The 11,143-nt window shown below is 58.8% G+C and carries 12 protein-coding genes; 8 read left to right on the top strand and 4 right to left on the bottom strand.

From position 1 onward, the window contains the following. Window positions 1-343: 343 nt before the first annotated feature. A complete protein-coding gene (gene tyrS / locus HBO19_RS13545; RefSeq protein ID WP_170042264.1) occupies window positions 344-1,543 on the bottom strand; it encodes a tyrosine--tRNA ligase in 1,200 nt (399 codons plus the stop codon). Window positions 1,544-1,753: 210 nt separating this feature from the next. On the opposite strand from tyrS, the gene HBO19_RS13540 reads away from it, so the two are divergent. Both HBO19_RS13540 and HBO19_RS13535 read left to right on the top strand, forming a co-directional pair. Beyond that, window positions 1,754-3,166, top strand: a complete 1,413-nt coding sequence (locus HBO19_RS13540) for a peptidoglycan DD-metalloendopeptidase family protein (RefSeq protein WP_170057661.1) — start codon at window positions 1,754-1,756, stop codon at window positions 3,164-3,166. Window positions 3,167-3,169: 3 nt separating this feature from the next. Then, entirely contained in the window at window positions 3,170-4,261 is a 1,092-nt protein-coding gene (locus HBO19_RS13535) for an anhydro-N-acetylmuramic acid kinase (protein WP_170057660.1), read from the top strand. Window positions 4,262-4,328: 67 nt separating this feature from the next. Here HBO19_RS13535 and erpA read toward each other — a convergent pair whose 3' ends face one another. Together erpA and argC are read right to left on the bottom strand one after the other, a co-directional pair. Continuing rightward, entirely contained in the window at window positions 4,329-4,679 is a 351-nt protein-coding gene (gene erpA / locus HBO19_RS13530; protein ID WP_003176443.1) for an iron-sulfur cluster insertion protein ErpA, read from the bottom strand. 163 nt (window positions 4,680-4,842) lie between these two features. Further along, entirely contained in the window at window positions 4,843-5,877 is a 1,035-nt protein-coding gene (gene argC, locus HBO19_RS13525; RefSeq protein ID WP_170057659.1) for an N-acetyl-gamma-glutamyl-phosphate reductase, read from the bottom strand. A gap of 136 nt (window positions 5,878-6,013) precedes the next feature. Here argC and hemJ point away from each other — a divergent pair, with 136 nt between their 5' ends. The 6 genes from hemJ to coq7 all read left to right on the top strand — a co-directional run bounded on the left by hemJ (window position 6,014) and on the right by coq7 (window position 10,503). After that, window positions 6,014-6,442, top strand: coding sequence for a protoporphyrinogen oxidase HemJ (gene hemJ, locus HBO19_RS13520; protein ID WP_169953836.1), 429 nt, complete (start codon window positions 6,014-6,016; stop codon window positions 6,440-6,442). Window positions 6,443-6,477: 35 nt separating this feature from the next. Next, window positions 6,478-7,440, top strand: a complete 963-nt coding sequence (locus tag HBO19_RS13515) for a nitronate monooxygenase family protein (RefSeq protein ID WP_169953835.1) — start codon at window positions 6,478-6,480, stop codon at window positions 7,438-7,440. Between the two features lie 67 nt (window positions 7,441-7,507). Beyond that, window positions 7,508-8,470: a DUF805 domain-containing protein gene (locus tag HBO19_RS13510; RefSeq protein ID WP_170057658.1), complete on the top strand. Its 963-nt coding sequence runs from the start codon at window positions 7,508-7,510 to the stop codon at window positions 8,468-8,470. A 63-nt stretch (window positions 8,471-8,533) separates the two neighbouring features. Further along, entirely contained in the window at window positions 8,534-9,319 is a 786-nt protein-coding gene (locus HBO19_RS13505; RefSeq protein ID WP_169953833.1) for an SDR family oxidoreductase, read from the top strand. Between the two features lie 46 nt (window positions 9,320-9,365). After that, window positions 9,366-9,704 carry a histidine triad nucleotide-binding protein gene (locus HBO19_RS13500; RefSeq protein WP_032858506.1) on the top strand — a complete coding sequence of 113 codons (339 nt, stop codon included), beginning with the start codon at window positions 9,366-9,368 and terminating at the stop codon, window positions 9,702-9,704. Window positions 9,705-9,855: 151 nt separating this feature from the next. Next, window positions 9,856-10,503 carry a 2-polyprenyl-3-methyl-6-methoxy-1,4-benzoquinone monooxygenase gene (gene coq7 / locus HBO19_RS13495; RefSeq protein ID WP_170057657.1) on the top strand — a complete coding sequence of 216 codons (648 nt, stop codon included), beginning with the start codon at window positions 9,856-9,858 and terminating at the stop codon, window positions 10,501-10,503. 57 nt (window positions 10,504-10,560) lie between these two features. Here coq7 and HBO19_RS13490 read toward each other — a convergent pair whose 3' ends face one another. After that, window positions 10,561-10,983: an OsmC family protein gene (locus HBO19_RS13490; RefSeq protein WP_169953831.1), complete on the bottom strand. Its 423-nt coding sequence runs from the start codon at window positions 10,981-10,983 to the stop codon at window positions 10,561-10,563. Between the last annotated feature and the right edge of the window lie 160 nt (window positions 10,984-11,143).

The following is an 11,143-nucleotide window of genomic DNA, read 5'->3' as shown; positions in this document are numbered from 1 at the left end:
TTAAAGAGCGGTTGGTTAAGATCTTTCGTCTCAACCGAGGCGCGCATTCTACAGCAGCCTCATTTGCTGTCAAGTGATTATTTTCAGAAGCCTCGAGATTTTCCTCAACAACTTCAACCACTTGCGCCTTCGATCTCTCGTCAGCGGGAGGCGAATTCTACAGCGTTACACGCTGCTGTCAACACCTCTTTTTCAACTTCCTTTTGGCTTCGATGAACTGAAGCAACCTGCTGCCGAAAACCACATAACTCTTTGTTTACCAAGGAGTTTTCCGTTTCGACTGCGCCGGAAGTGGGGCGAATTATAGACAGATATAAATCGCCGTCAACCGTTACTTTCAGGTTTATTCGGATTTAAGCGTAATCCGCGCAAATGCCTTCTTGCCAGCCTGGCAAACGTGGGTCGCACCCAGCTCGTATATAAAGGAGCGATCGACAACCTCACCATCTATACGCACACCACCGGAACCGAGAAGGTCGCGTGCAACCGCCGAGTTCTTCACCAATCCCGCCTTATTAAGGACAGCCGCGATCGGCATCGCCTCGCCAGCAGTCAATTCAATCTCAGGCAGATCATCCGGCAGCTCACCATCCTTCATACGATTGCCCGCAGCACGATGAGCACTGGCCGCAGCCTCCTCGCCATGGAAGCGCGCAACAATTTCTTCCGCCAGCTTGATCTTGACGTCCCGCGGGTTCGCACCCGCCTCCACATCGGCACGCAATGCGTTGATCTCATCCATCGAGCGGAAGCTCAACAACTCGAAGTACCGCCACATCAAAGCATCAGGGATAGAAACCAGCTTGCCGTACATCACACCCGGCGCTTCCTGGATGCCGACATAGTTGCCCAACGACTTGGACATCTTCTTCACGCCATCCAACCCTTCCAGCAATGGCATGGTCAGAATGCATTGAGCCTCCTGACCATACGCGCGCTGCAGCTCACGCCCCATCAACAGGTTGAACTTCTGATCGGTACCGCCCAGCTCGACATCCGCACGCAGCGCCACCGAGTCATACCCTTGAACCAACGGGTACAGGAACTCGTGAATCGCGATGGGCTGATTGGTGGAGTAGCGCTTATCGAAGTCATCGCGCTCGAGCATCCGCGCAACAGTGTACTGGGACGTCAGACGAATGAAGTCCGCCGGCCCCATTTTATCCATCCAAGTGGAATTGAACGCCACTTCGGTCTTGGCCGGATCAAGAATCTTGAAGACCTGAGTCTTGTAGGTCTCGGCATTATCGAGGACCTGTTCACGGGTCAGCGGCGGGCGCGTAGCACTCTTGCCGCTCGGATCGCCGATCATCCCGGTGAAATCACCTATAAGGAAGATCACCTGGTGCCCCAGCTCCTGGAACTGACGCAGCTTATTAATAAGCACGGTATGACCCAGGTGCAGATCCGGTGCCGTCGGATCAAAGCCAGCCTTAATACGAAGGGGTTGGCCACGCTTGAGCTTTTCGATCAGCTCGGCCTCGACCAACAGTTCTTCCGCACCACGTTTGATCAGCGCTAGCTGCTCTTCAACCGACTTCATAACAGACCCGCAAAGCTCAGATTCAAAGGGAACCAACCATACAAGATCAGGGACTAATTACAAGTTTTGCCCTGCAAACGGACACCATTCGGCGAGCCCGGCATTCGCAAGCTTGCACCACAGATGATTTGGTTATATTTTATACAGTTATTTCATCTTCATCATGTCATTCATCTTTTCCATTTCATCTTTTCAAAGTCAAAATTACCTATGACCACTGAACCGTCTAAAGCGCCGCCGCTTTACCCGAAGACCCACCTGCTCGCCGCAAGTGGTATCGCCGCCCTTCTCAGCCTGGCACTCCTGGTATTCCCTTCCAGTGACGTAGAAGCCAAACGAACGACCCTGAGTCTTGACTTGGAGAGTCCGGTTGAACAACTGACACAAGACCAAGACGCTTCTGACGCCCAACAAGCCACAACCGCGAGCGTCGAGTCACCCTTTGCACAGATTGAAGACAGCACGGATGACACCAAGGCAACCGCCCAGGCAGCCCCTGTACCCCAGGTAGCAAAAGGTCCCGAACACCGTGAAGTGATCGTGGCCAAAGGCGACACACTGTCGACACTGTTCGAGAAAGTCGGCCTTCCAGCCGCGACCGTTAACGATGTGCTGGCCAGCGACAAGCAAGCCAAGCAATTCACCCAGCTCAAGCGCGGCCAGAAGCTTGAGTTCGAGCTCAGCCCAGACGGTCAACTGACCACCCTGCACAGCAATCTCAATGACCTTGAAAGCATCACCCTGACCAAGGGTGCCAAGGGCTTTGCCTTCAATCGCGTGACCACCAAGCCGGTAATGCGCTCTGCCTATATTCATGGCGTGATCAACAGCTCGCTGTCCCAGTCGGCGGCGCGCGCAGGCCTGTCCCACAGCATGACCATGGACATGGCCAGCGTGTTTGGCTACGACATCGATTTTGCTCAGGATATTCGCCAGGGTGACGAGTTCGACGTGATCTACGAGCAAAAGGTGGCCAATGGCAAGGTTGTCGGCACCGGCAATATCCTGTCGGCGCGCTTTACCAACCGCGGCAAGACCTACACCGCTGTGCGCTACACCAACAAACAAGGCAATAGCAGCTACTACACCGCCGACGGCAATAGCATGCGCAAGGCCTTCATCCGTACTCCGGTTGACTTCGCCCGTATTAGCTCGCGTTTTTCCATGGGCCGCAAGCATCCAATTCTGAACAAAATCCGCGCCCACAAAGGTGTGGACTATGCAGCACCCCGCGGCACGCCAATCAAGGCTGCCGGTGACGGCAAGGTGCTACTGGCCGGGCGCCGGGGCGGCTACGGCAATACCGTTATCATCCAGCACGGCAACAGCTACCGTACGCTGTACGGGCATATGCAAGGCTTTGCCAAAGGCGTGAAGACCGGCGGCAACGTCAAGCAAGGCCAGGTGATCGGCTATATCGGCACCACCGGCCTGTCCACCGGCCCGCACCTGCATTATGAGTTCCAGGTCAACGGCGTGCACGTCGACCCGCTAGGCCAGAAGTTGCCTATGGCCGACCCCATCGCCAAGGCCGAGCGCGCCCGCTTTCTTCAGCAAAGCCAGCCGCTGATGGCACGCATGGACCAGGAACGCGCCACCATGCTGGCTTCGGCGAAGCGCTAAGCGATGGCGCTCTATATAGGTGTGATGTCCGGGACCAGCCTCGACGGCCTGGACATTGCGCTGATCGAGCAAAACACGGCGGTCAAGCTGATCGCCACGCATTACATCCCCATGCCTGAATCCCTGCGTGCGGAGCTGCTGGGCCTTTGTGCCAGCGGCCCGGACGAGATTGCGCGCTCGGCGATTGCCCAGCAAAACTGGGTCACCCTCGCCGCCCAGGGCATTCATGCCCTGCTTGAGCAACAGCAACTCACGCCCGCCGACATCCGGGCGATTGGCAGTCATGGGCAGACTATTCGCCACGAACCTGCCCGCGGCTTTACCGTGCAGATTGGCAACCCCGCTTTACTGACCGAGCTGACTGGAATAACCGTCGTCAGTGACTTCCGTAGTCGCGATGTGGCCGCCGGTGGCCAGGGTGCGCCACTGGTGCCTGCCTTTCACGAAGCGCTGTTCGGCCAGACCAGCGGCAACCGGGCAGTGCTGAATGTCGGCGGCTTCAGCAATCTGAGCCTGATCGAGACCGGCAAACCAGTAGCGGGGTTTGACTGCGGCCCGGGCAACGTCCTGCTCGACGCCTGGATTCACCAGCAACGGGGCGACACCTTTGACCGCGACGGCCAGTGGGCTGCGACAGGAAAGATCGAGCCACAGTTGCTCACCGCGTTGCTCAGCGACCCTTTCTTCCTGACCCAGGGCCCGAAAAGCACTGGGCGCGAAGTCTTCAACCTGTCTTGGCTGGAGCACCACCTCGGTCGACTGCCATCATTCGATGCACAGGATGTCCAGGCCACGCTGCTGGAGCTGACGGCGCACACCATCGTCGAGTCGTTGAAAACCGCACAGCCGCACACCGAGACCCTGCTGGTATGTGGCGGCGGCGCCCACAACACGACGTTGATGAAGCGCCTCGCCGCCATGCTACCGGCCACCCGCGTGAGCAGCACCGCCACCCACGGCGTAGACCCTGACTGGGTGGAAGCCATGGCCTTCGCCTGGCTGGCCCATTGCTGCCTTGAAGGCATCGCCGCCAACCGCCCAAGCGTGACGGGTGCACGCGGCCTTCGCGTACTTGGCGCGATCTACCCCGCCTGACACGCACATAGCAAAACGCCGCTTGGCTCCATAAGAGCCAAGCGGCGTTTTGCCTATCCGCTATCGATCAGATCGAGAACGACGAACCGCAACCACACGTCGTGGTGGCATTCGGGTTCTTGATCACAAAGCGCGAGCCTTCCAAACCTTCCTGGTAATCCACCTCGGCGCCTGCCAAGTACTGGAAGCTCATCGGATCCACGACCAGGCTTACGCCCTCGCGCTCGACGATGGTGTCGTCATCGGCCACATCTTCATCGAAGGTAAAGCCGTACTGAAACCCTGAACAACCGCCGCCCGTAACGAATACGCGCAGCTTCAAGCGATCATTACCCTCTTCATCGACCAGGCTCTTCACCTTGTGCGCAGCACCGTGGGTGAATTGCAAAGCCGTGGGGGTGAAGGATTCAACGCTCATGCTGATAATCTCCCGGCGTAGCGCCGCCATATGCGTGATGGCGGCCATTATCCGCTTCTCCTAGAAAAGCGGTCAACTATTGTTACGGTATATCAATCTGCCCGGCGCCCCTTAAAAACACGAAAGGCCCGATCAACGGGCCTTTTGCACAGCAGCCAAAGCCTTAAGGCAGCATGCCGGCGTGGGACAAGCCAAGCTTCTCATCCAGGCCGAACAAGATGTTCAAGTTCTGTACAGCCTGGCCCGACGCGCCCTTGACCAAGTTATCGATTACCGACAACACCACTACCAGGTCGCCATCCTGCGGCCGATGCACGGCAATCCGGCACACGTTGGCACCGCGCACGCTGCGGGTTTCCGGGTGGCTACCGGCAGGCATTACATCGACGAACGGCTCATTGGCATAACGCTTTTCAAACAATGCCTGCAGATCCACCGAGCGATCCACGACCGTTGCATACAGTGTCGAGTGAATCCCACGGATCATCGGGGTCAAGTGCGGCACGAACGTCAGGCCGACGTCACTGCCAGCCGCAAGGCGCAAGCCCTGGCGAATTTCCGGCAGGTGACGATGCCCTTTCACGGCATACGCCTTCATACTTTCCGAGGTCTCGGAGTACAAGGAGCCTACGGCCGCACCACGACCGGCACCGCTGACCCCCGACTTGCAGTCGGCAATCAGGCGCGAGGCATCCGCCAGGCCAGCTTCCAGCAGCGGTAGGAAACCCAGCTGCGTAGCCGTCGGATAGCAACCCGGCACGGCGATCAGACGCGCCTGCTTGATCTGCTCACGATTAACCTCTGGCAAACCATACACCGCCTCTTCAAGCAGCTCTGGAGCACCATGGGGCTGGCCGTACCACTTGGCCCACTCATCGGCATCCTGCAAACGGAAGTCCGCCGAGAGGTCAATGACCTTGGTCCCGGCGGCCAGCAGCTCGCCGGCCAACGCATGGGCAACACCGTGGGGGGTCGCGAAAAACACCACATCGCAGGCGCCCAGGGTCTTGATATCCGGAACGCTGAACGCCAGGCCGTCGTAATGACCGCGCAGGTTGGGATACATATCGGCAACGGCCAGGCCGGCCTCGGATCGGGAGGTGATGACCACCACCTCAGCTTGCGGATGCTGAGCCAACAGACGCAGCAATTCGACACCGGTGTAACCCGTGCCGCCGACGATACCGACCTTGACCATAAACCTGCCCTCAACGAACCCACTGGAAAGCCGTCGATAATAGGGGCCGTATCGTTCTGCGACAACCGTCAACGTGACGTGCGCGCACTCTAACCTCTACTATCTCCAGTTACCGTGAACCTGGGAATAACTAAAAATGCTTTATCTATGGCTCAAAGCCTTTCATATCGTCAGCATTGTCTGCTGGTTTGCCGGGCTGTTTTACCTTCCGCGCCTGTTCGTCTACCACGCACAAAGCCAGGATGCCGTCAGCCAGGAGCGCTTCTGCATCATGGAGCGCAAGCTGTACAAGGGCATCATGCTGCCGGCGATGATCGCCACGCTGGTATTCGGTATCTGGTTGATCAGCCTTAACCCGAGTGTCTTCAGCCAGGGTGGCTGGATGCACGCCAAGCTGACCTTGGTGGTGATCCTGATCGGCTACCACCATATGTGTGGCGCCCAGGTAAAACGTTTTGCCCGTGGCGAAAACACCCGCAGCCATGTCTTTTATCGCTGGTTCAATGAAGTGCCAGTTCTGATATTGCTGGCTATTGTAATTTTGGTCGTCGTAAAGCCGTTCTAACTCTAATCAGCCGCACTTAACCTGGGGTACTTCCAATGTCGCTGCCCGCTTTGCTAGAACAACGCCTGCGCCTGCCCGTGGTGGCTGCGCCGATGTTCCTGATTTCCAATCCGCAACTGGTCCTGGCGTGCTGCCGCAATGGCGTGGTCGGGAGTTTCCCGGCACTCAACCAGCGCGAAAGCAGCGGGTTCAAGGCCTGGCTGGAAGAAATCGAGGCGGGCCTGGCACTGCTGGAAAACCCCGCGCCCTACGCGGTCAACCTGATCGTGCACAACAGCAACCCGCGCCTTGAGGCTGACCTGGCGATCTGCGTCGAGCACAAGGTGCCGATCGTTATCACCAGCCTGGGTGCGGTCAAGGAATTGGTAGACGCCGTACACAGCTATGGCGGCCTGGTGTTCCACGACGTCACTACCCGGCGCCACGCCGAAAAAGCCGCAGAAGCCGGCGTCGACGGACTGATCGCCGTGGCGGCGGGGGCTGGCGGCCATGCCGGCACCTGGAGCCCGTTCTCGCTGATCGCCGAGATCCGCCAGTTCTTCGACAAGACCCTCCTGCTGGCCGGCTGCCTGAACCATGGGCACGAGATCCTCGCCGCACAATTGCTCGGGGCAGACCTCGCGTATTTCGGCACGCGCTTTATCGGCACCACTGAAAGCCACGCCCCCGATGCCTATAAAGAGATGCTGCTCACATCGCGCGCAGCCGATATCGTGCACACTCCGGCGGTGTCGGGCGTGCCCGCAAGCTTTATGCGCCAAAGCCTGGAAAACGCCGGTTTCGACCTTGCCGCCCTGCAAGGCAAGGGCGAAGTGAACTTTGGCTCCAAGCTCAAGCCACTCAGCGACGAGGCAAAGGCCTGGAAGACTGTATGGTCCGCCGGCCAAGGCGTCGGAGAGATTGACGATTTGCCCAGCGTCGATGAACTGGTTGCCCGCCTCGATGCCGAATACCGCAAGGCACGCGAGCAAGCGGCACAATTGCGCTGGCCGCGCTGACTCACCCGCCAGGCCTGCCCATTGAAGCAGGCCTGCATTACCCCTGAAAAGTGACAAGGATGCCCGCATGAGCGACAACCGTTTCAAGATTGTGTTTGATGGAGCCCTGCTCCCGGGTGTCGAAAGCACCACCGCCAAGCTGAACCTGGCCGAATTATTCAAAAGCGACGTCGAAGCGATTGAAAAACTCTTCACCGGGCGCCCGGTGGCCTTGAAGCGCGACCTTTCTCACGCCGATGCCGACACCTATCTGGCAGCCCTGAAAAACGCCGGCGTCGATGCGCGCATCGAAGCCGAACAACCCGTGGCCTTCAGCCTGGCTGAAACCCATGAGACCGACTCCGCGACCGCCGATTTTTCGCGTCCAGCCGCCTCACCATACGCACCGCCGCGCGCAGTTGTAGGGGAAAACCTTCCAGAGTTTTCCACCCTCAAGGTGTTTACCGTCAACGGGCGTATCGGGCGCTTGCGCTTCCTCGCCTGGACCCTGGTGCTGAGCCTGGCCTTGTTCACCGTCGTGGGTGCCCTGTTTACCGTGGGCCTGGGTATTGCCGCGGTATCTCCCACTGCGGCGATCATCATTGGCTCACTGCTCGGTTTCGTCGTGCTCGTGGCATCTGTGTGGATCAGTGTCCAGATCACCGTGCAGCGCCTACATGACCTGGGCTGGTCCGGCTGGTTATGGTTCCTGAACCTTGTACCGATCGTGGGCAGCATTTTCCCGATCCTGCTGATCGTGCTGCCTGGCAATGCGGGTGCCAACCAATATGGTGCGCCACCGCCACGCAACTCGACCGCGGTGAAGGTCCTGGCCACCCTGTGGCTGGCGCTGCTCCCATTGATATTCGCCGCTACGGTGATGCTGGCCATGAGCGGTTACCTGGACCAGCTCGAAAGCAGCGTGGACGGTGGCTATGAAAACAGCTCCATGACCACCGATGAAGACGCTGATCAGAGCGTCATCGTGGGTGAAGAAGATGTGCAAAGTGCTGACGATGCGGCCGAACCTGTAGACTCTGCGCAAGAATGAAAAAACGCCCCACGCCTGTGACGCATCTGTCGCAGGCTCGGTGGCGTTGCGATGGAGAAACGCATGACCCGTTACGCTCTGATCACCGGTGCCTCCAGCGGCATCGGCCTGGCCTTGGCTGAAGCACTGGCCCGTCGCGGCCGCAGCTTGATTCTGGTGGCCCGCCAGCGTGATCAGTTGGAAAGTATTGCCATTGAGCTGACCCAACGCTTTGGCGTCGAAGTGTTGTTCCGCGCCTGTGACCTGGGCGAGCCATTGCGCCTGTCTGGGTTCCTGCTGGAGCTGGAAGAAGGTGAGCGGCAGATCGACTTGCTGGTCAACTGCGCCGGTATCGGTACCAGTGGCCCATTCCTCGCCCAGGACTGGATGACCGAGCAGGACCTGATCGAAGTCAACATCCTTGCCCTGACCCGCCTGTGCCACGCGCTGGGTAACTCCATGGCCCTGCACGGCGGTGGGCAGATTCTCAACGTCGCCTCGGTCGCAGCCTTCCAGCCGGGGCCATGGATGAGCACCTACTACGCCAGCAAGGCCTATGTGCTGCATTTCTCCGAAGGCCTGCGCGAAGAGCTGAAGAGCTGCGGCATCAAGGTTTCAGTGCTCTGCCCCGGCCCGACACGCACCGCCTTCTTCGGCACCGCACAGATGGACACCGCCAAGCTGGACCGTCAGCAGCTGATAAGCCCGGAAGAAGTGGCACTGCACACCGTACGTGCCCTGGCAAAGAACAAGGCGATCATTGTTCCCGGTCGCCGTAATCGCTGGCTGGCGTTCAGCCCGCGCTTGAGCCCACGCTGGCTGACCCGCAAGATTGCCGGCGCCATCAACAAGGCCTATTGCCCGCGTTGACCTGCTGGGTACACTCACCCTGCACTTTCATAATGGAGAAACAGCTGTGGATACTCTGTTCACCAAGATCATCAACAGAGAAATACCCGCGAGGATTATCTACGAGGATGACCAGGTCCTGGCCTTCCACGATATTGCGCCAATGGCCCCCGTGCATTTCCTGGTGATTCCAAAGAAGCCGATCCGCACCCTCAACGACCTGACGGAAGAAGACAAAGGCCTGGCAGGACACATCCTGTTCACCGCCCAGCGCCTGGCCGTGGAGCAAGGCTGCGAAAAAGGCTTTCGCGTGGTAATGAACTGCAATGAAGATGGCGGCCAGACCGTCTATCACATTCATATGCATGTACTGGGTCAACGCCAGATGAACTGGCCACCGGGCTGAAACCCCAATTGTAGGGGTCGGCTTGCCGGCGATGGCGGTCTCAAGAGCCTCATCGCCGGCAAGCCGGCCCCTATAAGAAGCATGACCCAGCGCAAACGCACGCCCCTCTCTTGCGGTAAACTGGCCGCCGAGATTTTTCCCGGAGGTCAGCATGACTACCCAACGTCACTACTCGCCGATTGACCGACTGTTGCTGCAAGCCGACACGGCCATGCGCACGCTGCTGCTCTTCAGCGGCCAGCCGTATCGCCCGTCACCTGCCATCGTGCAACCCGAAGCGCAAATGAGCGAGACGGATACCCGCCACGTCGCAGGCCTGATGCGTATCAACCATACCGGTGAAGTCTGTGCCCAGGCGCTGTACCAGGGTCAGGCCTTGACCGCCAAGCTGCCGCAAGTACGCGCAGCCATGGAGCATGCGGCCGAGGAAGAAATCGACCACCTGGCCTGGTGTGAACAACGTATCCGCCAATTGGGCAGCCACCCCAGCGTGCTGAACCCACTGTTTTATGGTTTGTCGTTTGGTATCGGCGCCGCTGCCGGCCTGATCAGCGACAAGGTCAGCCTGGGTTTTGTCGCAGCGACCGAGCACCAGGTGTGCAAGCACCTGGATGAGCATCTGGAACAACTGCCGGCCGAGGACGAAAAGTCCCGGGCGATTCTTGAGCAGATGCGTATCGACGAAGAACATCACGCAGAAAGCGCACTGGATGCCGGCGGTTTCCGCTTCCCGGCACCGGTTAGGTTTGGCATGAGCCTGCTGGCCAAGGTCATGACCAAAAGCACCTACCGGATCTGAGCTGCAAAAAAGGGCGCTTTCAAAGCGCCCTTTCTTTTTTGCCGGTTGATCCTGTGATCAACCCAACTCAACGATCTCGTAATCATGAGTAATGGCCACGCCGGCCGCGCCGAGCATGATCGAGGCCGAGCAGTACTTCTGCGCCGACAGCTCGACGGCCCGCTTGACCTGCGCTTCTTTCAGCGCGCGGCCCTTGACCACAAAATGCATATGGATCTTGGTGAACACCTTCGGGTCTTCAGTCGCGCGTTCGGCTTCTAGAAAGGCTTCGCAGCTTTCCACCGCCTGGCGCGACTTCTTCAGGATGCTGACCACATCGAAGTTGCTGCAGCCGCCCACGCCGAGCAGGAGCATTTCCATGGGCCGTACACCCAGATTGCGACCACCGGCTTCCGGCGGGCCATCCATGACCACCACATGGCCGCTGCCCGATTCACCGAGGAACATGGCTTCGCCCGCCCATTGGATGCGTGCCTTCATCGCCCAGACTCCACTGCTAAAAAAGGGGCGCCAGCTTATCACAGGCCCTCGCGAGCGCAGTGCCCACCCGCAATACGATCAACAGTAGGCCGTGATAGATAAATTCCCTGATCGAGTCAGAATGTGTCTGTTAAGCTGGCGCCAAATCAATGGCGCATTG

The organism is Pseudomonas sp. WS 5021, from assembly GCF_012985535.1.
Classification (GTDB): Bacteria; Pseudomonadota; Gammaproteobacteria; order Pseudomonadales; family Pseudomonadaceae; genus Aquipseudomonas.
The sequence above is the reverse complement of the archived record's forward strand: the minus strand, read 5'-3'. Positions and strand labels throughout refer to the sequence as shown.